The 25,530-nt window shown below is 69.7% G+C and carries 22 protein-coding genes; 9 read left to right on the top strand and 13 right to left on the bottom strand.

From position 1 onward, the window contains the following. The first annotated feature begins 41 nt into the window (after positions 1-41). Positions 42-2,174 (top strand): hypothetical protein, encoded by a 2,133-nt coding sequence (locus ACNI65_RS13080; protein ID WP_416763516.1) that lies wholly within the window; start codon positions 42-44, stop codon positions 2,172-2,174. On the opposite strand, the gene ACNI65_RS13075 is transcribed toward ACNI65_RS13080, so the two are convergent. From ACNI65_RS13075 to ACNI65_RS13050, 6 genes are all read right to left on the bottom strand, one after another. Then, a complete protein-coding gene (locus ACNI65_RS13075) occupies positions 2,117-2,656 on the bottom strand; it encodes an MgtC/SapB family protein (protein ID WP_416763515.1) in 540 nt (179 codons plus the stop codon). The two genes, ACNI65_RS13080 and ACNI65_RS13075, sit on opposite strands and share 58 nt — an antisense overlap. Further along, entirely contained in the window at positions 2,653-4,614 is a 1,962-nt protein-coding gene (locus tag ACNI65_RS13070; protein WP_416763514.1) for an ABC transporter ATP-binding protein/permease, read from the bottom strand. The genes ACNI65_RS13075 and ACNI65_RS13070 overlap by 4 nt, the downstream gene beginning before the upstream one ends. Positions 4,615-4,735: 121 nt before the next feature. Beyond that, a complete protein-coding gene (locus ACNI65_RS13065; RefSeq protein WP_416763513.1) occupies positions 4,736-5,128 on the bottom strand; it encodes a hypothetical protein in 393 nt (130 codons plus the stop codon). 217 nt (positions 5,129-5,345) lie between these two features. Beyond that, positions 5,346-6,527 (bottom strand): NAD(P)/FAD-dependent oxidoreductase, encoded by a 1,182-nt coding sequence (locus ACNI65_RS13060; RefSeq protein WP_416763512.1) that lies wholly within the window; start codon positions 6,525-6,527, stop codon positions 5,346-5,348. 81 nt (positions 6,528-6,608) lie between these two features. Continuing rightward, entirely contained in the window at positions 6,609-7,715 is a 1,107-nt protein-coding gene (locus tag ACNI65_RS13055; RefSeq protein WP_416763511.1) for a serine hydrolase, read from the bottom strand. A 165-nt stretch (positions 7,716-7,880) separates the two neighbouring features. After that, positions 7,881-9,938, bottom strand: a complete 2,058-nt coding sequence (locus ACNI65_RS13050; RefSeq protein ID WP_416763510.1) for an ATP-dependent helicase — start codon at positions 9,936-9,938, stop codon at positions 7,881-7,883. Between the two features lie 81 nt (positions 9,939-10,019). On the opposite strand from ACNI65_RS13050, the gene ACNI65_RS13045 reads away from it, so the two are divergent. Further along, positions 10,020-10,904: a hypothetical protein gene (locus ACNI65_RS13045; RefSeq protein WP_416763509.1), complete on the top strand. Its 885-nt coding sequence runs from the start codon at positions 10,020-10,022 to the stop codon at positions 10,902-10,904. Here the strand turns inward: ACNI65_RS13045 and ACNI65_RS13040 are convergent. The 7 genes from ACNI65_RS13040 to ACNI65_RS13010 form a co-directional block, all read right to left on the bottom strand. Beyond that, positions 10,789-11,868 (bottom strand): ABC transporter ATP-binding protein, encoded by a 1,080-nt coding sequence (locus ACNI65_RS13040; RefSeq protein ID WP_416763508.1) that lies wholly within the window; start codon positions 11,866-11,868, stop codon positions 10,789-10,791. The genes ACNI65_RS13045 and ACNI65_RS13040 overlap by 116 nt on opposite strands. A 12-nt stretch (positions 11,869-11,880) precedes the next feature. After that, positions 11,881-12,780, bottom strand: a complete 900-nt coding sequence (locus ACNI65_RS13035; RefSeq protein ID WP_416763507.1) for a carbohydrate ABC transporter permease — start codon at positions 12,778-12,780, stop codon at positions 11,881-11,883. Positions 12,781-12,798: 18 nt separating this feature from the next. Further along, the gene (locus ACNI65_RS13030; RefSeq protein WP_416763506.1) at positions 12,799-13,677 is read right to left on the bottom strand and encodes a carbohydrate ABC transporter permease; all 879 of its coding nucleotides are present in this window, start codon (positions 13,675-13,677) and stop codon (positions 12,799-12,801) included. Between the two features lie 135 nt (positions 13,678-13,812). Continuing rightward, entirely contained in the window at positions 13,813-15,066 is a 1,254-nt protein-coding gene (locus ACNI65_RS13025; protein WP_416763505.1) for an ABC transporter substrate-binding protein, read from the bottom strand. Positions 15,067-15,164: 98 nt separating this feature from the next. Further along, a complete protein-coding gene (locus ACNI65_RS13020; RefSeq protein ID WP_416763504.1) occupies positions 15,165-16,373 on the bottom strand; it encodes a maltoporin in 1,209 nt (402 codons plus the stop codon). A 274-nt stretch (positions 16,374-16,647) separates the two neighbouring features. Then, positions 16,648-18,159 carry a sensor histidine kinase gene (locus ACNI65_RS13015; protein WP_416763503.1) on the bottom strand — a complete coding sequence of 504 codons (1,512 nt, stop codon included), beginning with the start codon at positions 18,157-18,159 and terminating at the stop codon, positions 16,648-16,650. A gap of 3 nt (positions 18,160-18,162) precedes the next feature. Then, a complete protein-coding gene (locus tag ACNI65_RS13010; protein ID WP_416763502.1) occupies positions 18,163-18,864 on the bottom strand; it encodes a response regulator transcription factor in 702 nt (233 codons plus the stop codon). Positions 18,865-19,046: 182 nt separating this feature from the next. On the opposite strand from ACNI65_RS13010, the gene ACNI65_RS13005 reads away from it, so the two are divergent. The 7 genes from ACNI65_RS13005 (at position 19,047) to ACNI65_RS12975 (ending at position 25,523) form a co-directional block, all read left to right on the top strand. Beyond that, positions 19,047-19,253: a hypothetical protein gene (locus tag ACNI65_RS13005; RefSeq protein WP_416763501.1), complete on the top strand. Its 207-nt coding sequence runs from the start codon at positions 19,047-19,049 to the stop codon at positions 19,251-19,253. 120 nt (positions 19,254-19,373) lie between these two features. Then, the gene (locus tag ACNI65_RS13000; protein ID WP_416763500.1) at positions 19,374-20,609 is read left to right on the top strand and encodes an acyl-CoA dehydrogenase family protein; all 1,236 of its coding nucleotides are present in this window, start codon (positions 19,374-19,376) and stop codon (positions 20,607-20,609) included. A gap of 14 nt (positions 20,610-20,623) precedes the next feature. Further along, the gene (locus ACNI65_RS12995) at positions 20,624-21,481 is read left to right on the top strand and encodes a methionine ABC transporter ATP-binding protein (protein ID WP_416763499.1); all 858 of its coding nucleotides are present in this window, start codon (positions 20,624-20,626) and stop codon (positions 21,479-21,481) included. Continuing rightward, on the top strand, positions 21,474-22,148 hold the full coding sequence (locus ACNI65_RS12990; RefSeq protein WP_416763498.1) for a methionine ABC transporter permease: 675 nt from the start codon (positions 21,474-21,476) through the stop codon (positions 22,146-22,148). Before ACNI65_RS12995 ends, ACNI65_RS12990 begins: the two co-directional genes overlap by 8 nt. 20 nt (positions 22,149-22,168) lie before the next feature. Beyond that, complete coding sequence (locus ACNI65_RS12985) at positions 22,169-22,984, top strand: MetQ/NlpA family ABC transporter substrate-binding protein (protein ID WP_416763497.1); 816 nt, start codon at positions 22,169-22,171, stop codon at positions 22,982-22,984. Next, on the top strand, positions 22,981-24,483 hold the full coding sequence (locus ACNI65_RS12980; RefSeq protein ID WP_416763496.1) for an LLM class flavin-dependent oxidoreductase: 1,503 nt from the start codon (positions 22,981-22,983) through the stop codon (positions 24,481-24,483). Before ACNI65_RS12985 ends, ACNI65_RS12980 begins: the two co-directional genes overlap by 4 nt. Further along, positions 24,480-25,523, top strand: a complete 1,044-nt coding sequence (locus tag ACNI65_RS12975; RefSeq protein ID WP_416763495.1) for an aliphatic sulfonate ABC transporter substrate-binding protein — start codon at positions 24,480-24,482, stop codon at positions 25,521-25,523. Before ACNI65_RS12980 ends, ACNI65_RS12975 begins: the two co-directional genes overlap by 4 nt. Positions 25,524-25,530 lie beyond the last annotated feature (7 nt).

Raw genomic sequence — 25,530 nt, 5'->3', positions numbered from 1 at the left:
TCGCGGGGCGGGGCATGGGACTTGCCGCATCCTGCGCACCGATGACATATCCCTGGCGATTCTTCCGGGCGGGCGGCGCCGATCAGGCGCTTCTGAGCACCGCCGACGACCTCCTGCATCTGCGTGACCTCGATCAGAAGCGCTGGGTCGCGCTCGCTTGTCCCACGCGCGGTCTCGAATTCGATGAACGGACGCTGGACCTGATCGACCTCGATCGCGACGGACGCATCCGCGCGCCCGAGCTGATCGCGGCCTGTGAATGGGTGGGCGCGCGACTGGCCGACTGGACGCCGCTGCTGCGCGGCGATGAGCGGCTCGCGCTGGCCTCGCTGGCCGCGACCGACGAGGGCCGCGCGCTGGCCGAGGAACTGCAGCGCACCCATGCGCTCGCGGGGCACGAACCGCGCGCGGACATCGGGCTCGAGGACATCCGCGAGCGCCAGTCCCACTTGGCCGCCGAGCGCCAGAACGGCGACGGCATCGTGCCCGTGTCCGCCTTCGAGCAAGCGGCGGATCGCGCCCTCGCGCAACGCATCGCCGACACGCTGGGCGCGGTCGCCGATGCTGGCGGCGAGCCCGGCATCGACGAGACCCGCATCGAGGCCTTCCTCGACCAGGCCGCGACGCTCCTGGCCTGGCACGCGGAAGGCGAGGCCGGGTGCGCCGGCAAGCGCGCCGCGGCGATGGCGGTGCAGGCCGTGCACGACAAGGTCGAGGACTTCTTCGCGCGCTGCCGGCTGGCCAGCTATGACGCCTCGGCGGCCGCGACCCTCAACGCCACGGATCCCGAGCAGCTCAAGCGCCATGCGGGCGAACTGCTCTCGCTGGAGACCGGCGCACTGCGTCAGCTGCCCGCGGCTCCGGTCGGCCCCGGCGCGCCGCTGCCGCTGGACGAGCGGGCCAATCCGGCGTGGCAGTCCGCGTTGACGGCGCTGCGCGAGCAGGCGGTGCGTGTGCTCCTGGGCCGCGACGCGGTCGAGATCGACGAGGCCGATTGGCGCGCGCTGAAGGCCCAGGTGCAGGCCTGCCGCGACTGGCTGCGAGCGCAACCTGCCGGGCCGGTGGCCGCGCTGGGCGTGGACACCGTCGCGGCGCTGTTGCACGACGATCTCGAGCAGACGCGTGTGCGCCTGCTCCGCGTGATCGAGGAGGACCGCGCCGCCGCGCCGCGTCACGCCGCGCTCAACGACCTGGAGAAACTCGTGCTGCTGCAGCGCGACCTGCTGCGGCTGGCGCGCAACTTCGTGTCCTTCGAGGACTTCTACGAAGGGCGGGGCGCGGTCTTCCAGGCCGGCACGCTCTTCATCGACGGCCGCGCCTGCGAGCTGTGCGTGGAGGTCGCCGATCCTGCGAAGCACGCGCCGATCGCGGGTCTGGCCAAGGCCTACCTGGTCTACGCCGAGTGCGTGCGGCTGAACCAGAAGCGCACGATCGTCGCCGTGGTGAGCGCGGGCGACGTCGACTTCCTCTTCATCGGGCGCAACGGGCTGTTCTATGACCGCGACGGCAAGGATTGGGACGCGCGCATCGTCAAGGTGATCGAGAACCCGATCAGCGTCGGACAGGCTTTCCTGTCGCCGTACAAGAAGCTCGTGAGGCTGGTGGAGGAGCAGGTCGCCAAGCGCGCCGCGGCCAGCGACTCGACGCAGCAGGGGCGCATGGGCCAGTGGGCCGGGCGCATCGCCACCGCCGATCAGCCGGGGGTGGCCGGCGCGCAGGCCGCGGCTCCCGTCGCGGGCGCGTCAGGAGTCACCGGCGGCGCGCTGGGTTCGGGTGTGCCCGGTGTCCCGGCACGGCGTGTCGATGTGGGCACCGTGGCCGCGCTGGGCGTGGCGCTGGGCAGCATCAGCACGGTGATCGTGGGCGTCTTCGGGCGCTTCGTCGATCTGGGCTGGTGGATTCCGCTGGCGGTGCTGGGCATCGTGGTGTCGATCTCCGGGCCCAGCATGCTGATCGCCTGGCTCAAGCTGCGTCAGCGCAGCCTCGGTCCGATCCTCGATGCGAGTGGGTGGGCCATCAACAACCGCATGAAGCTCAGCACCCGGCTGGGCAGCTCGCTGACCAAGCGGCCCACGCCGGTGCCCTCGGCGATGAAAGTGCCGGAGTCGGCGGCGGCTCAGTCCAGCGGCGGGTCCGCGCGTTCCTCGACCGGCGAGGTGGCGCGCGCCTTGTGATGCTTGCGCGGCCGGGCGAACTTGGGCAGCAGTTCCAAGATCGCCAGGGCCAGCAGCATGCTCAGCACGGCCGTCGCCTCGCGGCCCAGGCCGCAGGCCACGCCGATGGCGGCGGTCAGCCAGATGCCGGCGGCGGTCGTCAGGCCGTGGACCTGCTCCTCGTCCTTGAGCTTGAGGATCGCGCCCGCGCCCAGGAAGCCGATGCCCGCGATCACGCCCTGCAACACGCGGCTCATGTCGCCCAGGGCCATGCCGCCCTGCTGAGGAACGAGCACGAACAGCGCCGCGCCCAGCGCGACCAGCATGTGCGTGCGCATGCCCGCGGCCTTGCCGTGCTGCTCGCGCTGATAGCCCAGGCAGCCACCGAGCACCGCCGCTAGCAGCAGCCGCAGCGTGATGCGGGTGATCTGCTCGACATCGGGAATGTCGGAGAACTCCGAGCGCAGCGTCTGCAGTACTTCGTCGGTCCAGCTCATCGTCATTCAGGATCCTTTCGTGGACGGTCGGCCGACTCGACCGGCGCGGCCACCTCGGTCGCCTCGGCCGCCTCGATCGGCGCAGTCGGCGGTACCGCGGTCGCCGCGGTGATCGCCTCGGCCGCCTCGGCATCGGCGGCGTCGAAGTCATACCCCTCGGCCGCGTGCAGCGACCACGCGCCGCCACCCCGCAGGTGTAGCACGTGGCTGTGGTGCCGCAGCACGCCATGACGGTGCGCGATGCTCACCAGCGTGATGCCGTCGCGGCACAGCCGCTCATACAGGCGACTCTCGTTGCGTGTGTCCAGCGCGCTGGTGGCCTCGTCCAGGATGACCATCCGCGGCGTGCGCACCAGCACGCGCGCGAAGGCCAGGCGCTGCTGCTCGCCCATGGACAGCTGCTTCTCCCAGTCCTGCACCGCATCCAGTCCGCCCACGCGGTCGGCGAGGTCCGGCAGGTTCACCTCGGCCAGGATCGCGCGCAGCGCGTCGTCATCGAGCTCGGTGCTCGTGTCCGGATAGATCATCTGGCTGCGCAGCGTGCCGGGCTGCAGATAGGGCCGTTGCGGCAGGAAGAAGACGTCCTCCAGCGGCGGATGCTCGATGGTGCCTTCGCCGCTGCGCCACAGACCGGCGATCGCGCGCAGCAGCGAGCTCTTGCCGCAACCGCTGACGCCGGTGATGAGCAGGCTCTCGCCGGGTTTCAGCGCGACGTTGAGCTTCTCGACCAGCAGCCGGTCGAACTGCGGCGTGTACAGCGTCAGCTCGCGCAGCGCGAGCTGCTCGGCATGGGCGCTGGTGATGCGCTCGCGTTCGCGCTCCTGCCGGGGCTTGCGCGCGCGCATCGCGTCCGACAGCGCATGCAGCCGGTCGATGCCGGCGACGAAGCGGCTCAGGCTCTCGAAGTTGTCCACGATCAGCGAGACCGCCGTGAGCACCGCGGCGAAGGCACCGGCGGCCTGCACCGCGGCACCGACCTCGAGGTCGCCCGACAGCACGCGCTCGGCCAGGATCACGCTGGGGACGACCAAAGTGAGCTGGCTGAAGCCGCGCTGGAACAGGTTGAGCGCGCGCTGCTTGCGGATCAGCTTCCAGTAGTTCTGGTAGACCGACTCGAAGCGATGCTCGATGTGGGCGCGCTCCTGCGGCTCGCCGCGGTAGAACGCGATGGATTCGGCGTTCTCGCGCAGGCGCATCAGGCCGAAGCGGAAGTCGGCCTCGCGGCGCAGTTGCCAGAAGTTCAGCTGGATCAGCGGCGAGCCGAAGACGTAGAGCGCGAGGAAGGTGCCCACGGTCGCGTACACGACGAGGAAGGCCACCAGCAGCTTGGACAGCGACCACAGCACCGCGCAGAAGGCCACCAGCTGCATCAGCGATCCCAGCATCAGCAGCATGAAGTGGGTGGAGCGGCCGGTGAAGGTGTTGATGTCCTCGGAGATGCGCTGGTCGGGGTTGTCGATGTCGCCGGCCGCGCCGGTGCCGATCTCGTAGTACTTGCGCCCGTCGAGATAACCGTCGAGGAATCGGCCGGTGAGCCATCGCCGCCAGTGGTTGGAGAAGGCGTCCCGCATGTAGTAGTAGAAGGCGTACACCGGCACGGCGAATCCCAGCACGATGAGGCTGTCGCGCACGGCGTGCCAGAAGCGCGAGTGATTGCGCTCGGCCAGGGCGGAGGTCATCTCGCCGGTCTTGTCGTTGAGCATCACGGCCAGCTGCGTCTCGCACAGCATCAGCACGATCATCAGCAGCAGCAGGCCCCAGGCGGCCTTGCGCTGGTCGCCGAGCCAATAGGGCTTGGCGATCTGCAGGAACTGGCGCCAGGCGGCGTAGGACAGCCGCGGCGGGCGGCGACGCTTGCGCTTGGGCGCGGCGGGCGGGGCGGCACCGGGCGGAGCGCTCGAACTGGCGCTCGAGTGGGTGCTGGACGGCGGCAGATCCGTCGCAGGAGAGGAGGGGTGGACCATGATGCCGGACGCAGTCTGCCGAGATGGCTCGACAGTAGCTCCGACGGCTCACGGCGCGGGTAGGACAGGGCCTACTGCGGGTGCCGGAGGGAGGCGCGAGTGGCGCCTCCCCGGGGCGGTCTCATGAGAGGAATCGCGAGATGGCGTAGGCCAGTCCGCTGGTGGCCGCGGACGAGGTGGCGGCCGAGCCCGCGCACCACTTGAACAGGCGGAGGTCGGACGCCTGCCCGCTGATCTTGATGCGGTCGTCGACGGTGGTGAGCACGCGGGCGAACATCTTTTCCATCTCGGCGCTGTTGCGATTCATCATTTCGTCAATCGACTTCCTGAACTCGAGTCGCTGCGCGTTGAGTTCATCCTTGAACTCATTTCGGATGCGCTGATGCTCGACGCGATGGTCGGCGAGTTCTCGGCGAAAACCCTCCTGGTCCTTGCGCATGGTTCGAAGCTCGTCATGGACCTGAGCGAGGCCATGGCGCGTGTCTTCCCGCAGCTTGTGGGTTTCGGCGACCACCTGGTCGAGTCGGTACATCACCAGGGTGAGGTCAGGCGGTGGTGCCGGGATGGGCGTGACGACGGTGGCGTGAGCGGAATGAGGGTGCATGCGTGGACTCCTGGACATGCAATGAAGGGAGTCGCGAATGCTAGGAGTCCTCGTGGTCGAACGGCGTTGCTGGAACGACGCATCGCGACCAACCTTGATCGGTTTGGGATGACGTTGTCTGATGCGCTCAGACGAACAATTCTGCGAGGCGCGCGACCGCCGCCTCGCTCATCGCGCGATCGACGCGGCGGTCGGCATTGTTGAAGTCGTGCTCGCCTTGCGCCTGGACCAGCAGGCCGTCGCGGCGCGGCACGACCATCAGGTTGTGGCCGCGCCAGGCGACCATGTAGTCGACCTCGGATTGCGGCACCAGCCGGGCGATCTGGCCGCGCACCGGGATGAGCGAGTCGTCGCCGAACAGGGCCCGCGCGCCGTAGCCGGTGCAATTCACGATCACCCGTTCGGGGAGCGCGGCCAGCTCACGCGACTGGGCGAAATCGCGCGTGACGATCTCGCCGCCTTCGCGCAGGAAATCCTCGAACAGCATCCGTTGATAGGGCCGGATGTTGAAGGTCATCTGCGTGAAGCGCCGCGCATGCGCGACCGGAAAGGGATGCTGTGACGGGGCCAACGCGACCGAGCGCGGATGCAGATCCGGGATCAGGTCGAGCAGGTCGGGGTAGTCGGGTTCGGTCGCGCTGCCGTGCGCGTTGCCATTGGCCAGCGGCTGATCGAACGGCGTGTCCGAGAGCACGTAGCCATCGCGCCATTCGACCGGCGAGCCGTTCATGCCCAGCAGGTCCTGCCACGCGCGGAAGCTGTGCCGCGCCATGCGCTCCCAGCCGGCGTTGAACGCGGGCGTCGCGTGGGCTTCGGTGACGATGCGCGAGTCCGGGGACCACATGCCGGTCGCGAAGGTCGATGCGACCTCCGGCGGACGCTCGCGGCAATAGATGCGCACTTTCAGCCCGGCGCGCTGCGCCACGCGCGCGGTGGTCAGGCCGATCGCGCCGCAGCCGATCACGGCGATGCGGCGCGCGCCCGTCTCACGGATCAGCGGCTGCGCGCCCAGCGTCGCCGACCCCCAGGACAAGGACCAGCCCGCGCCGCCATGACCGTAATGGTGGATGACCGTCTTGCCGTGCAGGCGCTGGGCCTCGATGCGTGGACCTTGCTCGCGGAAGGGGCGCGTGCAGACGGTGATGTCGACGATGCGATCGGACGAGACGCGCATGCGCGCGGGGCGGGGCGTCTCGGCGAAGGGCGTCGCGGGTGTTGCAGCGGATGTCGCAGCAGACTGTGCGCGGCCGGCGAGCGGCCATGCGGCGGCGCAGGCGCTTGCGGCGCCCAGCCAGTGACGGCGGTTCATGGGAACTCCTGGTGTCACCGGCCCGGGGCCGGAGGGCGATCGCTCGTGGCGGTCTTGGCGATCGTGGCGAAAGTCAGTCGATCAGGCCGCGGCCATCTTGGCCAGCGACTTGCGGATGGCGGCGGCGTCGCGCAGGCGCTGCGCCGAGCCGTCGGCGTCGAGCAGGATGACCGTGATGGTCTGGCCGCCGCTCTTCATGCGCATGGCCAGGCAGCGGCCGGCTTCCTCGGTGTAGCCGGTCTTGGACAGGCGGATGTCCCAGCCCTTGGCGCCGACGAGGTGGTTGGTGTTGCGCAGCTCGCGGGGGCGGCCGTTGATTTCCACCTCGCTCGACTTGTCGCTGCTGATGCGCGCGATCGCGGGGTAGCGCGCCGCGGCGGCGGCGATGCGCGCCATCTCGATGGCGGTGGACGTGTTGCCGGGCGACAGGCCGGTGGGGTCGGCCAGCGCGGTGTGCGTCAAGCCCAGCGCGCGGATCTTGGCGGTGACGGCGGCCTCGTAGGCCGGCATGCCGCCGGGGTAGTGGCGGGCCAGCGCGGACGCGGCGCGGTTCTCCGAGGAGATCAGCGCCAGTTCGAGCGCCGCCTCGCGGCTCATCGTCGCGCCCACGCGCACGCGGGACTTGCTGTGCTTGAGGCGGTCGACGTCGGCGTCGTCGATGCGGATCTCCTCGCGCATGTCCTGGTTGGCGTCGAGCACCACCATGGCCGTCATCAGCTTGGTCAGCGAGGCGATGGGCACGACGGCGTCGGCGTCCTTGGCCATCAGCACGCGTCCGCTGTCGTCGATGACGAGCATGTGGCGCGCGTTGACCGGCAGCTTCATGAGCGGCGCCTCGGCGGCCGCCGGCACGCCGGGCGTGATGACGTTGCCAGGGATGTTGCCAGGGGCGGTGCCGGGCGCGGGGGAGGTCGTGGGCGGTGCGATGGCGACGATCGGGGCCTTGACCACGCCGCCGGGCGAGACGGCATCCGGCGTGTAGGGCGACGCGCTGGCCGCCGGGGCGGGGGTCACGACGCCGGACGGGCTGATCGAGGCGGTGTACGGCGTGGCGGTGGGGACGACGACTTCGGGGTCGTCGCTGGCCGCCTCGACGATCAGGCACGCGCAGGTCAGGAGCAGGGCTGGCGCGGCGAGGCGCCAGTTGGTGTGGGCGAGGGTGCTGAGGACGGTATGGCGGATCGTCACGGCGGTGGGGCGGGCAGTCGTGGCAGGGGAACGGGGCGGGCGGACAACGGGTTGACCGCCGCGCAGTTTAAGTTCTCCCCGCGCGGCGTCGATCAGGGCTTGCCGTAACGAGCGTTACGTCGGCGGTCTGGCACCTATGGCATGCCGCGTTCCTGACGACCCGGTTCACTCCCACGCCTTGCGCAGCTTCGCCGCCACATCCAGCGCCGGTCGGACCAGCTCGGGCAAGGGCGCCTGCGCCTGGTTCGCCGGGCCGACCTTGTCGAAGTGGCGCACCACCTTCCCGGGCAGGAACCTCGACACGCTCGCGTACAGGTGGCGGTCGCCATGTCGCGTCTGCTGCGTCACGTAGAAGCGCTGCGGCGTCATCACCGCCAGGTGATCCTTCGCCCGCGTCATCGCCACGTACAGCAGCCGTCTCTCTTCCTCGATCTGCGCCTGCGCCCCGGTGCTCAGGTCCGACGGCATGCAGCCATCGACGCAGTTGAGCAGGTACACCGCATTCCACTCCTGGCCCTTGGCCGAGTGGATCGTCGACAGGATCAGGTAGTCCTCGTCCTTCAAGGGCACGCCCGACTCGTCGCTGCTCGCCTCGGGCGGATCCAGCGTCAGCTCCGTCAGGAAGCGCTCCCGCGACCCATAGCCCTGCGCGATCCGCGTCACCTGCTCCAGATCGGCCAGCCGCACCGGCGCGTCGTCATTCAGCCGCTCCAGGTGCGGCGCGTACCACTCGACCGCGTCCTCCAGGTCCATCGGCCATTCCGACCGCTCCAGCAGCCGCAGCATCAGCGTGCGCAGCGCTTCCCAGGACGCGGCCGCCGCGCGCGGCGGCTCGAAGTCGCGCAGCGCCTGCGCCGGGTCCGCCGCCGGGGACATCGCATCGAGCAGGCGCCGCGCGCTCGCCGGACCGAATCCCGGCAGCAGCTGCGCCACGCGGAAACCCGCCAGCCGCCCGCGTGGGTTCTCCGCCCAGCGCAGCACGCTGAGCACGTCCTTCACATGCGTGCTCTCGAGGAATTTCAGACCGCCGAACTTCACGAACGGGATGTTGCGCCGCGTCAGCTCCAGCTCCAGCGGCGCGCTGTGGCTCGAGGTCCGGAACAGCACGGCCTGGCGCTTGAGCCGCAGGCCCTGCTCGCGACGCTCCAGCACCTTGTCCGCCACCCACTGCGCCTGACGCGCCTCGTCGTCGACGGTGACCAGCTGCGGCCGCTCGCTGGACACCTTGTCGGTCCACAGCTGCTTGTCGTGCCGATCCCGCGCCATCGCGATCACCGCGTTGGACGCGTCCAGGATCGGTTGCGTGGAGCGGTAGTTGCGCTCCAGCGCGATGACACGCGCGGTGGGCTCGAACTGCACGGGGAACTCCAGGATGTTGCGCACCTCCGCCGCGCGGAACGAATAGATCGCCTGCGCGTCGTCGCCGACCACCGTCAGCCGCTCCCCGCGCGGCTTGAGCCGCTTCAGGATCGTCGCCTGCAGCCGGTTGGTGTCCTGGTACTCGTCCACCAGCACATGCTGGAAGCGATCGCCGAGCTCCGTGGCGAGCCGCTCGTCGCTCATCAGCTCGGCCCAGTACAGCAGCAGGTCGTCGTAGTCCAGCAGCTGCTGGCGCTGCTTGTCCTCGACATAGGCCCGGAAGAGCTGCTTCAAGCCGTCATGCACCGGGAAGCACCAGGGGAAGTACTCCTGCAGCACCTGGTCCAGCCGCGCCTCGCTGTTGACCACGCGCGAGTAGATCGACAGGCAGGTGGACTTCAGCGGGAAACGCTCAGCGGTCTCGGCCAGGCCCAGCGCCTGTCGCTGCAGGCCCATCAGGTCCTCGGCGTCGGCGCGGTCCAGGATCGTGAAGTTGGGCGCCAGGCCGATGCAATGGGCGTACTCGCGCAGCAGCCGCGCGCCGACGCCATGGAAGGTGCCCGCCCACGGGAAACGCGGCGGTGCCTGCGTCGCGCGCAGTCCGAGCGCGCGGTGCAGCACCCGGCCGGCGCGGCGCTCCATCTCGCCCGCAGCGCGGCGCGAGAAGGTCAGCAGCAGCAGGCGTTGCGGATCGGCGCCTTCCTGGATCAGCCGCGCCACGCGCGCGGCCAGCGTCTTGGTCTTGCCCGATCCCGCGCCCGCGATCACCAGCAGCGGGCCGTCCGAGGAGGCGCCGTCCAGGCCGTGCTCCACGGCGGAGCGCTGCTCGGGATTGAGTTCGGCGAAGACATCGGCGGTGGACATGGGTGCGCATCATAGGCTGTATGCAAACCCAGTGATAACCGCGTTCGCGGGAGGCGGAACGCGACTTGCCGAGAATGGCCCATGCACCACTTGCTCGTCTTCATCGCCGCGCTGTCCATGCCCCTGGTGGCCTGGGCCTCGCAGCGCGGCTTCTTCGGCCCGGACAACGCCGCGATCTCCGATCGTTTCCCGACGCTGCTCGTGGCCGACGGCTACGCGTTCTCGATCTGGGGCGTGATCTTCCTGCTGGACCTGGTCTTCGCCGTGTGGCTGCTGCGCGGGCATCGCGCGGTGCCTGATCGAGAGGGCCATGCCGACTCGCATCGCGGCCACTGGCTCGTGGTGCTGGGCTTCGCGTTGACGGCGAGCTGGATGATCGTGTTCTCGCGCCAATGGTTCTGGCTGGCGCTGGCCATCATCTGGCTGTCGCTGGTGTGCCTGCTGTGGGCGCTGATGCTGGTGGCGCGCGCGGTGCCGCGCGGCGCGCAGTCCTGGCTCGCGGTGATGCCGCTGGCGCTGCACGCGGGCTGGCTGTCGCTCGCCGCCTTCCTCAACACCGCGCAGGTCATCGTGGCCGAGCAACTGCTGCCCACGCAGGATCAACTGCCGTGGACGCTGGTGCTCTGGGCCCTGGCCGCGTTGCTGCTGCTCGTGGCCAACGCGCGGCTGCACGCGCCCGGCACCGGTCCCGCCGCGCTGGCCTACGCGGCCGCGGCGGTGTGGGGACTGGTGGGCGTGTATGTCAAGCAGCGCACGTCGACGCAGGCGGGCGCGGACGTGTCGGCCTGGGTCGCGCTGGCGCTGGCCGCGGTGCTCGCGGCGCAGACCCTGTGGCTGCGCGCGCGGCCGATCACGCCAGGCGGCGCTCGTCCTTCGCGTCGAACAGATGCGCCGCCGCCGCTTCCCAGTGCAGGCGCACCGCGTCCCCGACCCGCAGGTGCGGGTTCCCCGCCACGCGCGAGGTGACCGGCCCCATCGGGGTGTCGACCAGCAGGTAGGTCTCGGGCCCGGTGGGCTCGATCATCTTCAGCGTGCCGGGCACGCCCAGGCTGTCGCCCTGGCCGCTCAGGCCGATGTGCTCCGGACGGATGCCGTAGAGGACCTCGCCCGCCGCGCTCGCCGAGCCGATCGCCGCCTGCTGCGCCGCGTTCACCGGCACCGCCTGGCCGTTGGCCGCGAGACCGCCGCCGTCCTGACGCGCGTTGACGAAGTTCATCGTCGGCGAGCCGATGAACTCGGCCACGAAGCGATTGGCCGGGCGTGTGTAGATCTCCTCGGGCGTGCCGAACTGCTGCACGAGCCCATCACGCATCACCGCGATGCGGTCGCCCAGCGTCATCGCCTCGACCTGGTCGTGCGTGACGTACACGGTGGTGGTCTTCGTGCGCTGGTGCAGCAGCTTGATCTCGGCGCGCATCTCGATGCGCAGCTTCGCGTCGAGGTTGGACAGCGGCTCGTCGAAGAGGAACAGCTTGGGATCGCGCGCCAGCGCGCGGCCCATCGCGACGCGCTGACGCTGGCCGCCGGACAGCTGCCCCGGCTTGCGATCCAGCAGGTGCGAGATCTGCAGCATCTTGGCCACGCGCTGGACGGTCTCGTCGCGCTGGGCCTTGGGCACCTTGCGCATCTCCAGCCCGAAGGCGATGTTCTGCGCGACGTTCATGTTGGGATAGAGCGCGTAGCTCTGGAACACCATCGCGATGTCGCGGTCCTTGCTCGGCGCGTAGGTGACGTCGCGATCGCCGATGTGGATCGAACCCGAGGTCGGGTGCTCCAGCCCGGCGATCATCGCCAGCAGCGTGGATTTGCCGCAGCCCGACGGGCCCACGAGGATCAGGAATTCGCCGGCCTCGATCGACAGATCGATGCCCTTGAGGATGTCGGCCGAGCCGTAGCTCTTGCGGACCTGAGAAATGGCGAGCGCGCCCATGCTTGACTCCTCTTAACCCTTGACGGCGCCGGCGGTGAGCCCGCGCACGAAATACTTGCCCGCGACGACGTAGACCACGAGCGTCGGCAGCGCGGCGATCAGCGCCGCGGCCATGTCCACGTTGTATTCCTTGACGGAGCTGGACGTGTTGGCCAGGTTGTTCAGCCCGACGGTGATCGGCTTGCTGTCCGCGCCCGAGAACACGACGCCATACAGGAAGTCGTTCCAGATCGCGGTGAACTGCCAGATCAGCGTGACCACGAGGATGGGCGTGGACAGCGGCACCACGATGCGCCAGAAGATCTGCCAGAACGAGGCGCCGTCCAGCGTCGCGGCCTTGATCAGCTCATCGGGCAGCCCAGCGTAGTAGTTGCGGAAGAACAGCGTCGTGGACGGCATGCCCGCGAGCACGTGCACGAGGATCAGCCCCCAGACCGAGCTCGCGATGCCCAGCGTGCCCAGCACCTGGCTCATCGGCAGCAGCACCACCTGCATCGGCATGAACACGCCGAACAGCAGCAGCGCGAAGAGCAGCTCGCTGCCGCGGAAGCGCCACTTCGTCAGCACGTAGCCGTTGAGCGCGCCCAGCGCCGTGGAGATCAGCACCGCCGGCACCACCATCAGCACCGAGTTCAGGAAGAAGGGCTTCAGGCCGCCGCAGTCGGTGCCGGTGCAGGCGCTGGTCCAGGCCTTGGACCAGGCATCCAGCGACGGACTCATCGGGATCGACATCAGCGTGCCGTTGCGCACCTCGTCCATGCCCTTGAGCGAGGTGCTGACCATCACGTACAGCGGCAGCAGGAAGAAGAAGGCGAACAGGGCCAGCACCACCCAGAGCAGCACGCGCTGCGCGGTGAGGCGGCGGGAGGTCGACGCGGCGGTCGACGGGGAGGGGAGGGAAGAAGCGCTCATGTCGCGACGCTCGCTGTCTTACTGCTTCGAGCGGAGCTCGGAATAGAGGTAGGGGACGACGATGGCAGCGATCGTGGCCAGCATCATCGTGGCGCTGGCCGCGCCCAGGCCGATCTGGCCGCGCGAGAACGCCATCGTGTACATGAAGGTCGCCGGCAGGTCGGTCGCGTAGCCGGGGCCGCCCGCGGTCAGCGCCATCACCAGGTCGAAGCTCTTGATGGCCAGGTGCGCCACCACCATCAGCGTGGAGAAGAACACCGGGCGCAGCGTCGGGATGATGATGCGCCAGTAGATGCGCGGCAGCGAGGCGCCGTCGACCTGCGCGGCCTTGATGATCGAATCGTCGATGCCGCGCAGCCCCGCCAGGAACAGCGCCATCACGAAGCCCGAGGACTGCCAGATGCCGGCGATCACGACGCAGTAGATCGCCATGTCGGGATCGACCAGCCAGCCGAAGCTGAAGTTCTCGAAGCCCCACTGCTGCATCAGGTGCTCGATGCCCAGGCCCGGGTTGAGGATCCACTTCCACGCCGTGCCCGTCACGATGAACGACAGCGCCATCGGATACAGGTAGACGGTGCGCAGCACGCCTTCGCCGCGGATCTTCTGGTCGAGCAGGATCGCCAGCAGCAGGCCCACGACCATCGCGCCGCCGATGAACAGGCCGCCGAAGATGCCCAGGTTGGTCAGCGCGAGCCACCAGCGTTCGTTGTCGAACAGCGCGCGGTACTGGTCCAGCCCGACGAACTCGTAGTTGGGCAGCAGCCGCGACGCGGACACGGACAGATAGCCGTTCCACGCCATCAGGCCGTAGATGAACAGGAAGGAGATCAGGAAGGTCGGCGCGACCACCAGCTTGGGAAGCCAGGGACTGCGCGGGGCTCGGGAAGCGGACATGCGGAGGAGCGGACCTGGGGAGGGAGCGCGTCGCGCGGACGCGTTCCTGGAGGAGAAGGGCGGGGGCGAGGCCGTGGGCCCAGCCCCCGCGAGAAGGGCTTGCTTACCGGATCACTAGATCAATGGATCACTGGATCACTTGGACTTGGCGGCGGCGGCCAGGCGCGTCTGCGCGTCCTTGGCCGTCATCTTGTCGCTGTTCCAGAACTGGCTCACGACGTCCTTCATCGCGCCCTCGGCGGCGGCGGGCACCGCCATGCCGTGCGCGATCGACGGGACCAGCGTGCCGGACTTGGCGTCGGCGGCGAAGTCCGCGGCGGACTGCTTGGCGCAGTCGTCGAACTTGTCCATCTTCATGCCGGTGCGCACCGGGATCGAGCCCTTGTTCAGGTTGAACAGCTCCTGGAACTCGGGCGACATGATCGCGGTGGCCAGGTCCTGCTGGGCCTTCTCGTTGGCGGCGTTCTTCAGCTTGAACAGCGCGAAGGAGTCGATGTTGAAGGTGAAGGCCTTCTGCGTGCCCGGAGCGGCCGCGCAGATGAAGTCCTTGCCCGGCGCCTTGCCCGCGGCGATGAACTCGCCCTTGGCCCAGTCGCCCATCAGCTGCATGCCGGCCTCGCCCTTGATCACCATCGCGGTGGCCAGGTTCCAGTCGCGGCCCGGGGCGTTCTTGTCGGTGTAGTCCTTGATGCGCTTGAAGGTCGTCAGCACCTTCTCCATCTGCGGACCGGTCAGCGTGGCCGGATCGAGCTGCACCAGCGCCTTCTTGTAGAAGTCCACGCCGCCCACGCCCAGCGCGACGGATTCGAAGACGGTGAAGTCCTGCCAGTTCTGGCCGCCGTGCGCCACGGGGATGATGCCGGCCTTCTTCAGGGCCTCGGCGGTGACGAAGAACTCGTCCCAGGTGGTGGGCAGCTTGGCGCCGGCCTTCTTCAGCGCCTCGGGGTTGGCCCACAGCCAGTTCACGCGGTGCACGTTGACCGGCGCGGCGATGTAGTGACCCTGGTACTTCATGATGTTGGCGACCACCGGCGGGATGACCTCATCCCACTTGCCGGCCTTGGCCACCGCGTCGACGTTGGTCAGCACGCCTTCGCGCGCCCATTCCTGCAGCGACGGGCCCTTGATCTGCGCCGCGGCCGGGGCGTTGCCCGACACGACGCGCGACTTCAGCACCGTCATGGCCGAGTCGCCGCCGCCGCCGGCCACCGCGAAGTCCTTCCAGGTGTGGCCCTGCTTCTGCAGCGTGGCCTTCAGCGCGGTGGCGGCCTTGGCCTCGCCGCCGCTGGTCCACCAGTGCAGGACCTCGACCTCACCGGCGTGCGCCGCGCCGGCGGCCATCAGCGCGCACAGCGCCGCGGCCTGGGAAAGTTGCTTGAGCTTCGTCATTCCGTTGTCTCCGTGTCGTCAGGAAGTTGGAGCGAATGTTGTCATGGGATGTCGGATGAGGCGGGACCGAGGTCACCGCCTGTTCGACGTCCGTCGTGTCAGAACCAGACTTCGACCTGCGCGCCGAAGCTGGTGCCGGAGGTCTCGCCGTCGTAGCCGGCCACACCGGTCACGTTGCCGGCGGCCTTGTTCCACTTGGCGTGGGTGACATAGAGGCGGAACTCGGGTCGGTCCATCAGGGCCGGGCCGGTGGACAGCGTCGGCGCGAAGGTCACCTTCGTGAGCCGGGCGCGTTCACCGCCATCGGGCTTGTATTGCGACACGCCGGCCTCGGTCAGCAGCTTGAAGTTGCGGGTGACCGCGTAGGACACACGTCCGCCGACCGATGTCGACACCGTGGCCTTGCCGGCGTTGTCCTTCTCGTTGGCCCACAGCAGCATGCCCATGCCGCCCCAGGCGCCTTGCTGGAAGTTGACCGATTCGACGACGCGGAACTTCTTGGCCGCCGACGTGTCGGTCTGGTTGCCGAAGTTGGAGTTCAGACCGGCCGAGCCCTGGGCGTACTGCACCCACAGCACGTTGTTGAACGACGAGCCCAGCAGGTTGCTCTGCACATGCTTGGCGGTCAGGCCCCAGCCGTTGGTGCCACCGGCGAACTGCGACTTCGTGGCCGTGCCGAACAGCGCGAGCGTGCCGTCGGGGTTGGTGTTGATGTCGACGTACTCGACGTTGCCGCGGTGCGCGGGACGCTGGTTGTTGTCCTTGTCGTTGGTGTAGTACGCCACGCCGAGCTTGCCCGGGCCGACGTTCAAGCCCTTGAAGCCGGCGCCGATGCCGGCCATCTCGGTGAAGTAGGTGTCGACGATGTGGACGTCACCGCGGCGGCCGCGTTCCTTGCCGGCCCACACGGTGGCCTCGGGAGCGAAGTCGAAGCCCTTGGCCTCGGCGTACATCTGCGCCAGGCGCAGGTGCTTGGCGTCGTCGGCGTCCGAATGCGGATTGAAGTAGTCCGTCATCAGCACGACCTTGTAGTCGATGCCGTCCTTCTTGAAGCCCTGCGCGAGCTGGAACTCGCCGTAGATGTCGCACTCGTTGCCCAGGCGGTACTTCATGCCCGCGGTGCCGCCGTTCAGGGCGTAGCAGGCGCGGCTGGCGCCGCCGTCGGTGGTGCCGCCGGGACCGGCGCGGAAGTAGCCGGTGTAGTCGAGGGCGTGGGCGGATCCGGCGGCCATCAGCAGGCCGGCGGCGGCGGACAGGGTGGTGGCGCCCAGGCGCGGAGCGCGCCCAATTCGGGTCATGCGGGTCATGTTCAGTCTCCGGTGTGGGTCCGCTCAACGGCGCTCCTGGCGTGCCGCCGTTAATCAGACGTTTATCTTTCTTGCATGCGGGCTGAACTTTAATTTTCCATTAATGAAACTAAATTGGTGCTTACCACTAGCAGCTTGGTGCGCCATCACACCTTCGTATGCCGTGTTGCGTGCGCGCTGCGCGCTGCAGGCGCTGGTCTGGTGCGCTTGGGCGGATGGCGTAAAGCGAATCGCGGGTGCCGGGTGCCGGGTGCCGGCGGGCGCCAGCCGGCGCTCAGCCCGCAGTCAGCGGCAGGCGCATCGACACGCGCAGTCCGCGCGGCGCGGCCGGGGCCAGCGTGATGCGGCCACCGTGGCGCTCGACGATCTCCTTGACGATCGCCAGGCCCAGTCCGCAGCCGTTGCCCTCGTGGGTGCCGCGGAAGAAGCGCTCGAAGACCTGCTCCCGCAGGGCGTCGGGGATGCCGGGGCCATTGTCGGTGACGATGAGTTCGGCCTGATCGCGCGCGCGACGCACCTGCACGGTGACGCGCGCGCCGCGTCCCGCGTAGCGCAGCGCGTTGTCGACGAGGTTCACGAGCGCCTCGCGCAACAGCAGCGGCACGCCGGTCACTGTCACCGGGAGATCGGACGAGGGGTCTCGAGCATCGTCGTCCTCGGCGGCGTCGGCCTGGCGCAGCCGTTCCTCGAGTTGCGAGGCCGTGGCGCAGTCGGGGTCGCCGTCGGGACCGTCGTAGCCGAGGTCGACATTGAGCGCGAGCGCGCGCGGCACCAGCTCCGCCGTGACCTCGCGCGCGAGCCGGCCGAGGTCCACGCGCACCTGCGCCTGGCGCATCGCGGATTCGGGCTCCGCGCGCGCCAGCGCCAGCAGCTGGTTGACGAGGTGAGCACTGCGCGTGGCGCTCTCATGCACGCGGGCCAGGCGCACCGTGAGCGGGCCGGGCGGGGCCTCGGCCAGCGCGAGCTCGCTCTGGCTCTTGAGCCCGGCCAGCGGCGTGCGCAATTGATGGGCGGCGTCGCTGATGAAGCGGCGCTGGCCCTGCACGTTGTGGCTGACGGCCTCCAGCAGGTCGTTGATCGCCTGCGCCAGCGAGCGCAGTTCCTGCGGCGCGGCGTCGAGCTGGATGGGGCGCAGGTCATTGGGCTTGCGGCCCTCGACCAGTCGGCGCAGCCGCGCGATCGGCGCCAGGCCCGCGCCCACGCCAGCCCACACGATCATGCTCATCAGCACGATCAGGATGGACAGCGGCAGCATGGTGTCGATCAGCAGCCGGCGCGCAAGCAGCTCGCGATTGGCGCTGGAGCGGGCGACCTGCACCAGCATCGTCTGCTGCGCCTGGGGGTTGTCGCCGAACTGCTGGTACACCGCGGCCACGCGCACCGCGGCGCCGGTGCGGCCGTTCTCGGTCTCGATCTCGCCGTCGTAGAACTGCGCCTGGCCCAGCGGCGGGCTGGCCGCCAGGGCCGGCGGGCTGGGCAGGTTGCGGTTGCCGAGGATGAACTTGCCCGGCGGCGAGCTCACCGTGTACAGCAGCTTGTCGTTGGGGTCGGCCTCGAGCACGTCCTGCGCGGCGCGCGGGAAGTCGATCAGCAGTCCGTTGCCGATGGGCTTGACCTGGCGCGACAGCGAGCGCGAGGCCTGCAGCAGCGTGGCATCGACGGCCTCGTTGGCGTAGCGCACCGCGAGCCGGTAGCTGAAGACCGCGCCGGCGAGCCACAGCACGATCTGCGGCAGCAGCAGCCACAGCAGCAGCTGGCGCTTGAGCGAGAAGCGCGACGGGGCCACCGCTCAGCCCCGCTCCAGCTCCAGCAGGTAGCCCAGTCCGCGCACGGTGCGGATGGCCACCTGCGCGCCTTCGAGCTTGCGTCGCAGGCGGTGGATGTAGACCTCCACCGCGTTGGTGGCCGCGCCCGAATCCGCCGCCGAGGCGATCGCGGCCGCGCCGCCGCGGTCGCCGGCCCAGGCCTGGTTGATCTGCTCCTTCGTGATCACGCGGCCCTGGTGCGTGAGCAGCAGGTCCAGCAGGTCGAATTCGCGAGGGCTGAGCTCCAGCATCTCGCCGCGGACCTGCGCGCTGCGCGTCTCGCGCTGCATGCTGAGCTGGCCCAGTTCGGTGCTGGCCTTGAGCGCGCGGCTGCGGCGCAGCAGCGCGCGCAACCGGGCCTCGAGCTCGGGGAAATCGAAGGGTTTGGTGAGGTAGTCGTCGGCGCCGGCGTTGAGCCCGGCCACCCGGTCCTCGAGGCTGTCCAGCGCGGTCAGGATCAGCACCGGCAGCGAGGCGTCGGTCTGGCGCAGCTGCTTGAGCACGTCCAGTCCGCTGACCATCGGCAGCCCGAGGTCGAGCACGACCACCTCGAATTGCTGCTTGGCGAGCAGGTACTGCGCGACCGCGCCATTGGGCGCGTGCTCCACGGTGAAGCCGCTGGCGCGCATCTGTTCACACAGGGCGTCGGCCAGGATGGCATCGTCTTCGGCGAGCAACAGGTTCATGAATGGCAGATTAACAGCCCCAAGCGACGCACTGCCCTGGGGCAAGCCCGGAAGTTCCGCACGACTTCGCGCCCTCGGTGCCGCCATTCGCCCGCCATCGCCCCCTTGTAGGGCAATCGACCACACGAGGTGTCGCCGTCGGCCTCTGCCTCGGCGCCGGACTGCTTGGAATACTGCGCGCCATGAACGCCGGGGACATCAAGCAGACGCTATGGCGCGTCGTCTACACGAAGAACGCGAACCTGCAGAGCAGCGGGGACGCGGTCGGCCCGTGGCATCCCGACAAGCGCCACATCGAGCAGTGCGCGCAGGTCCTGCGCGCGATGGAACAGGCCGTGGGCATTCAAAGCAACGCGCAGGCGGCCAAGAACGCCAGCACCTGGGTCTGAGCGCGCGACAGGGCGCGCAACGGAGCGCATAAGCAAAGGCGAAATCGTCGCTTCGGTCTGAAGCGGCGGGCGGGAACACTCGGCGGCATCGCGCCTTCGGGTGCTCGGATGGCCCTGCCGATGACCGCTTCCTCCGCCTTGCGCCGCGCCAGCGACGCGTCGCCGCTTTCTTTTTCCTCGCCGACGCTGGCCCACCTGCTGGGGCCGGGTCTTGACCACGTGGCCGCGCAGCTGGCCGCGACGGCCGTGCGGCGCGATCGCGAGGGCGGTCATGCCGCCGAGCAGCGCGAGCTGATCCGCGCCAGCGGCCTGCTCGCGCTGACCATCCCCGACGCGCATGGCGGCCTGGGCGGCAGCGTCCCCGAGTTCCTCGAGGTCGTGCGCCGCCTGGCTCGTGTCGACAGCGCGCTGGCCCATGTGCTGGCCTTCCACCATCTGCAGCTCTACGGCGTGTCGCTCTATGGCGGACCCGCCGCGGGCACGCACGGCGCGCGTCATCTGCGCGAGACCGCCGAGCAGCGCCTGTTCTGGGGCAACGCGCTCAATCCGGCCGACACGCGGCTCACCGCGTCGCGCGAGGACGGCGGCTGGCGCCTGCGAGGCGTGAAGGGCTTCTGCTCGGGCGCGCTCGGCTCGGATCGGCTCACGGTGTCGGCGACGACGGAGGAGGGCGGCTTCCTCATCGGCATCGTGCCGACGCGGCGCGAGGGCGTGCGGGTCGAGCAGGACTGGGACGCCTTCGGTCAACGTCAGACCGACAGCGGCACGGTGCGCTTCGACGGCGTGCGGCTGGCCGACGAGGAACTGCTGCAGCTGCCGGGGCAGGGACCCACGCCGCGCGCGACGCTGCGTTCCCAGATCGCGCAGCTGATCATGACCCAGCTCTACCTGGGCCTGGCGGAGGGCGCGCTCGACGAGGCGCGCCGCTACTTGGTCGAGCGCGGCCGCGCATGGTCCGCCTCGGGCGTCGCGCGCGCTGTCGACGATCCACTGGTGCAGCACCGCTGGGGTGATCTGCGATTGAAGGTGCGCGCTGCGCAGGCGGTGTCGGCCGAGGCAGTGGATCGCCTGCGCCGCGCGCTCGATCGCGGCGAGGCGCTGACCGCGCAGGAACGCGGCGAGGTCGCCGTGGCCGGCGCCGAGGCCAAGGTCCTGGCGCATCGCGCCGGGGTGGAGATCGGCAGCCAGCTCTTCGAGTTGACCGGCGCGCGCAGCACCTCGGCCGAGTTCGGGCTGGATCGCTTCTGGCGCAACGCGCGCGTGCACACGCTGCATGACCCGGTCGACTACAAGCTGCGCGACATCGGGCGCTTCGACCTCGACGGCCGCATTCCCGAGCCGACGGCCTACTCCTGAGCGAGGCGCACGCCATGACCGAACCGCTGATCCGCCTCGACGGGGTGTCCAAGTCCTTCGCGCTGCCCGGCGGCGCGCGTTTCGACGCCGTGCGCGACGTGAGCCTCAGCGTGCGACCGGGCGAGATCCTCGGCCTGATCGGCAAGAGCGGCGCGGGCAAGTCCACGCTGCTGCGCCTGATCAACCTGCTGGAGCGGCCCGATGGCGGTCGCGTGCAGGTCGGCGGACGCGATCTCACCGCGCTCGCTCCCGCCGACCTGCGCCGTGAGCGGCAGCGGCTGGGCATGATCTTCCAGCAGTTCAACCTGCTGCAGAACGCGACGGCCGCCGAGAATGTCGCCTTCCCGCTGCAGCTGCACGCCAAGGGCTCGCGCCGCGAGCTCGCCAGGCGCATTGCCGAGCGTGTGGCCGAGTGCCTCGCGCTGGTCGGCCTGTCCGACAAGGCCGATCACTACCCGGCGCAGCTCAGCGGCGGTCAGAAGCAGCGGGTGGCGATCGCGCGGGCCCTGGCGCCGCAGCCCGACGTGCTGCTGTGCGATGAGCCGACCTCGGCGCTGGACGCCGAGACCACGCGCGAGCTGCTCGCCACGCTGGCCGACATCAACGTGCGGCTGGGCGTCACGATCGTCGTCGTCACGCATGAGCTGGAGGTGGTGCAGACGCTTTGCCGCCGTGCGGCGGTCATCGCCGATGGCCGGATCGTCGAGCAGTTCGACGTCGCCGACGCGTGGCATCAGGCGCGCTCCCCGCTGGGGCTGGAGCTCGCGCGGCTGCAGCGCCAGGCCGCGAGCCTCGCCGCGCTGGCCGCGTCCGCGGAGGACGCCGCCGTGGTCATCGCCTCGATCGGACGCCGGGAGGTCCGCCATGCTTGAGAACCTCGTCGGGCTGCTGCCCGAGCTCTGGACCGCGCTGGGCCAGACCGCGCTGATGCTGGCCATCGGGCTGAGCGCGGCGGTGCTGCTCGGCGGACCGCTGGGCGTGCTGCTCTTCCTGCTGAGCCCGGGCCAGGCGCTGTCGGCGCGCCGCGGCGCGGTGCTGCTGCACCGCGTGATCAACGCGGTGGTGAACACCGTGCGCAGCTTCCCCTTCATCATCCTGCTGGTGGCGCTGGTGCCGATCACGCGCGTGATCGCCGGCACCTCCATCGGCCCACTGGCGGCGGCGGTGCCGCTGTCCTTCGCGGCCATCCCGTACTTCGCGCGCCTGGTCGAGCAATGCCTGCGCGAGGTGCCGCGCGGCGTCATCGAGGCCGCGCAGGCGATGGGCGCGTCGCAGACGCAGATCGTCTGGCGCGTGCTGGTGCGCGAGTCCCGCGCCGGCCTGGTGAGCGCGCTGACGGTGCTGGCGATCAGCTTCCTGTCGTATTCCGCGGTCGCCGGCGTGGTTGGCGGCGGCGGCATCGGCGACCTCGCCATCCGCTACGGCTACTACCGCTTCCAGACCGACGTGATGGTGCTCACCGTGGCCATCCTCGTCGCGCTCGTGCAGCTGATCCAGATCACCGGCCACCGCATCGCGCGGCGGCTGGACAAACGTTGAGAACCAGAAAGGGAATCCCGATGACCGTCGCCCGCCGCACGCTGCTGGCCCTGGCCCTGGCGCTGAGCGCCTCCGCGCTCTCCACGCCGCTGGTCCATGCGCAGGACAAGAAGGAACTGACCATCGGCGCCACCGCCGGGTCCAACATCGAGGTGCTGCGCCAGGGCATCAAGCCGCTGCTGGAGAAGCGCGGCTACACGGTGAAGCTGGTCGAGTTCAACGACTACGTGCAGCCCAACATCGCGCTGGCGCAGGGCGCGCTGGATGCCAACTTCTTCCAGCACATCACCTACCTGAACCGCTTCCGCGAGGACCGCGGCGTGGACATCGTCGATGTCGTGCAAGGGCCGATGGCGCCGTTCGGGATCTACTCGAAGAAGCGCAAGCGGCTGGCCGATGTGAAGCCCGGCGACCGCATCACGCTGGCCAACGATCCGGCCAACCTCGCGCATGGACTGGCGCTGCTGGCCGATCAGAAGCTCATCACGCTCAAGCCCGGTGCCGATCCGATCCGCGTGACCGAGAAGGACATCGCCGCCAATCCGCTGAACCTGAAGCTGCAGCCCATCGAGGCCGCGCAGATCCCGCGCACGCTGGACGATGCCGAGTACGCGATCGTCAACGGCAACTTCGCGATCTCCAGCGGGCTGAAGCTCACCGACGCGCTGCTGCTGGAGAAGACGCCCGATCACTACATGCTGGTGCTGGCCGTCAAGGGCAAGGACAAGCAGCAGCCCTGGACGAAGGCACTGGCTGATGCGTTCCGCGCGCCGGAGTTCAAGGCGGTGCTGGAGCAGAAGTTCCCCGGCTACGCGCGCCCGGCCTTCCTGCAATGAGCGCGGCAGAGCCAAGACCCATCCGGTTCAACGCGTTCGCGATGAACACGGTGGGCCACCAGTCGCCGGGGCTGTGGACGCATCCGCGCGACGAGTCGCATCGCTACACCGATCCGGACTACTGGATCGAGCTGGCGCGGCTGCTGGAGCGCGGCGGCTTCGACAGCGTGTTCCTGGCCGACGTGCTGGGCGTGTACGACGTCTTCGGCAGCACGCCTGACGCGGCGCTGCGCCACGCGGTGCAAGTGCCGCTGAACGATCCGCTGGTGCTGGTGCCGCTGATGGCGTCGGTGACCCGGCACCTGGGTTTCGGCGTCACCGTGGCGCTGACCTATGAGCCGCCGTACAGCTTCGCGCGGCGGATGTCGACGCTGGACCACCTGACGCGCGGGCGCATCGGCTGGAACATCGTCACGGGCTACCTCGACAGCGCCGCGCGCAACCTCGGTCACGCGGCGCAGCGCGCGCATGACGAGCGCTACGACCTCGCCGACGAGTACCTCGACGTCGTCTACAAGCTGTGGGAGCTGAGCTGGGAGGACGGCGCGGTGCGGCGCGACAAGGCCGGCCGCGTCTTTACCGATCCGGCGAAGGTGCATCCGATCGCGCATCGCGGCGAGCACTACCAGGTCCCGGGCGTGCACCTGTGCGAGCCCTCGCCGCAGCGCACGCCGGTGCTGTTCCAGGCCGGGACCTCCAGCCGTGGACGCGCCTTCGCGGGGCGGCACGCCGAGTGCGTCTTCGTCAGCGGGCCCAGCACGGCCGTCGTGCGGGGGTATGTGGACGGCTTGCGCGACGCGGCGCAGGCACAGGGACGCGCACGCGACGACGTGCTGATCTACGGCCAGGCGCTGATCATCACCGCGCCCACCAGCGCCGAGGCGCATGCCAAGCATGAAGACCTGAAGCGCCATGTCGACGTCGAGGCCGCGCTCGCGCTGTTGTCGGGCTGGACCGGCGTGGACTTCAGCCGTTATCCGCTGGACGCGACGATCGACTACCTCGACACGCAGGCCGGCCGGACGGCGCTCGCGTCGTTCAGCAGCGCGGACCCCACCCGGCGCTGGACCGTGGGCGAGGCGGCCGCGTTCATCGGACTGGGCGGGCGAGGTCCCGTATTCGTCGGTGATCCGGCGGAGATCGCCGATCAGCTGATCGCCTGGCAGGACGCGACCGGCCTGGACGGATTCAACCTCGCGTACGCGCTGGCGCATGAGACTTTCCGCGACGTCGTCGATCTGGTCGTGCCGGAGTTGCGACGCCGTGGCCGTTATCGCCCCGAGGCCGAGCAGGAGGCCGCGCCAGCGACGCTGCGATCGCGCCTCTTCCAACGAGGCGATCGGCTCCCCGACACGCATGCCGGTCGGCGCGTGCGGATCGACGTGCCGGCGGAGGCGAGCGCCGTGGCGCCCTCCACGACCGACACGGCCGACACGACCGACACGACCGATCTTTCCCAGACTTCCCTGACCATTCCCTTGACGGAGCCCGTCGCATGACGATCGATTCGAAGAACAAGACTGCCTGGTCGCGCCGCGACGTGTTGGTGCTTGGTGCCGGACTCGGTGCGGGGCTGGCCGCGGGCCTGACGTCGACGGGGGCGTTCGCCCAGGCTCAGGCGAAGGAGCAGGGCGGCCCGCTGCCCAAGGAGCTCCGGCTGGACTACGCCTACTACTCGCCGACCAGCCTGGTGCTGCGGCGATTCGGCTGGCTGGAGGAGGACCTGCGCAAGGACGGCGTCGATGTGCGCTGGGTCCTGAGCGCGGGCAGCAATCGCGCGTTGGAGTACCTGAACGCCGGCAGCATCGACATCGGCTCCACCGCCGGCCTCGCGGCGCTGCTCGCGCGGGCCAACGGCAATCCGATTCGCGCGCCCTACATCTTCTCGCGGCCTGAATGGACGGCGCTCGTGGTGCGGCCGGACTCGGGCATCCGCTCGCTGGCGGACCTCAAGGGCCGGAAGATCGCGGCGACCAAGGGCACCGATCCCTATCTGTTCCTGCTGCGCGCGCTGCACACGGTGGGCCTGAAGCGCGGCGACATCGAGCACGTCGCGCTGCAGCACGCCGATGGGCGCGCGGCGCTGGAGCAGGGCCGCGTGGACGCCTGGGCCGGCCTGGATCCGCTGATGGCGGCGAGCGAGCTCGATGCGGGCTCGCGGCTGCTGTATCGCAACGTCGGCTTCAACACCTACGGCTTCCTGAACGTGCGCGAGGAGTTCCTCGGCCGCCACCCGCAGGTGGTGCGCCGCGTGATCGCCGCGTATGAGCGCGCCCGCGCCTGGACACAGGCCAACCCCTCGGAGGCCGCGCGCATCCTGTCGGAAGAGGCCAAGGTCAGCCTGCCGGTGGCGTTGCTGCAGGTGAAGCTGCGCACGGACTTCTCGCGGCCGTTGCCGTCGGACGAGCATGTGAAGGCCTTGCAGGCCGCGGCGCCGATCCTGAGCGCGGAGCAATTGGTCAAGCCCGGCGCGGACCTGAATCGCGCGATCGCGGATCTGGTCGACACGCGCTTCTCGGCCGGTCTGATCAAGGCGTGAGCCCGCG

Origin of the sequence: Roseateles sp. So40a (genome assembly GCF_048081605.1) — a bacterium.
In the GTDB taxonomy this organism is placed as follows: Bacteria; Pseudomonadota; Gammaproteobacteria; order Burkholderiales; family Burkholderiaceae_C; genus Roseateles.
The sequence above is the reverse complement of the archived record's forward strand: the minus strand, read 5'-3'. Positions and strand labels throughout refer to the sequence as shown.

Bases quoted from the DNA above. Each gene is read 5' to 3' on its own strand.
- ACNI65_RS12980 (WP_416763496.1), top strand. From the start codon at position 22,981: ATGAGCGCGGCAGAGCCAAGACCCATCCGGTTCAACGCGTTCGCGATG.
- ACNI65_RS13040 (WP_416763508.1), bottom strand. From the start codon at position 11,868: ATGGGCGCGCTCGCCATTTCTCAGGTCCGCAAGAGCTACGGCTCGGCC.
- ACNI65_RS12985 (WP_416763497.1), top strand. From the start codon at position 22,169: ATGACCGTCGCCCGCCGCACGCTGCTGGCCCTGGCCCTGGCGCTGAGC.
- ACNI65_RS13035 (WP_416763507.1), bottom strand. From the start codon at position 12,780: ATGAGCGCTTCTTCCCTCCCCTCCCCGTCGACCGCCGCGTCGACCTCC.
- ACNI65_RS12995 (WP_416763499.1), top strand. From the start codon at position 20,624: ATGACCGAACCGCTGATCCGCCTCGACGGGGTGTCCAAGTCCTTCGCG.
- ACNI65_RS13000 (WP_416763500.1), top strand. From the start codon at position 19,374: ATGACCGCTTCCTCCGCCTTGCGCCGCGCCAGCGACGCGTCGCCGCTT.
- ACNI65_RS13020 (WP_416763504.1), bottom strand. From the start codon at position 16,373: ATGACCCGCATGACCCGAATTGGGCGCGCTCCGCGCCTGGGCGCCACC.
- ACNI65_RS13010 (WP_416763502.1), bottom strand. From the start codon at position 18,864: ATGAACCTGTTGCTCGCCGAAGACGATGCCATCCTGGCCGACGCCCTG.
- ACNI65_RS13030 (WP_416763506.1), bottom strand. From the start codon at position 13,677: ATGTCCGCTTCCCGAGCCCCGCGCAGTCCCTGGCTTCCCAAGCTGGTG.
- ACNI65_RS13005 (WP_416763501.1), top strand. From the start codon at position 19,047: ATGAACGCCGGGGACATCAAGCAGACGCTATGGCGCGTCGTCTACACG.
- ACNI65_RS13070 (WP_416763514.1), bottom strand. From the start codon at position 4,614: ATGGTCCACCCCTCCTCTCCTGCGACGGATCTGCCGCCGTCCAGCACC.
- ACNI65_RS12975 (WP_416763495.1), top strand. From the start codon at position 24,480: ATGACGATCGATTCGAAGAACAAGACTGCCTGGTCGCGCCGCGACGTG.
- ACNI65_RS13050 (WP_416763510.1), bottom strand. From the start codon at position 9,938: ATGTCCACCGCCGATGTCTTCGCCGAACTCAATCCCGAGCAGCGCTCC.
- ACNI65_RS12990 (WP_416763498.1), top strand. From the start codon at position 21,474: ATGCTTGAGAACCTCGTCGGGCTGCTGCCCGAGCTCTGGACCGCGCTG.
- ACNI65_RS13025 (WP_416763505.1), bottom strand. From the start codon at position 15,066: ATGACGAAGCTCAAGCAACTTTCCCAGGCCGCGGCGCTGTGCGCGCTG.
- ACNI65_RS13080 (WP_416763516.1), top strand. From the start codon at position 42: ATGACATATCCCTGGCGATTCTTCCGGGCGGGCGGCGCCGATCAGGCG.
- ACNI65_RS13060 (WP_416763512.1), bottom strand. From the start codon at position 6,527: ATGAACCGCCGTCACTGGCTGGGCGCCGCAAGCGCCTGCGCCGCCGCA.
- ACNI65_RS13075 (WP_416763515.1), bottom strand. From the start codon at position 2,656: ATGACGATGAGCTGGACCGACGAAGTACTGCAGACGCTGCGCTCGGAG.
- ACNI65_RS13045 (WP_416763509.1), top strand. From the start codon at position 10,020: ATGCACCACTTGCTCGTCTTCATCGCCGCGCTGTCCATGCCCCTGGTG.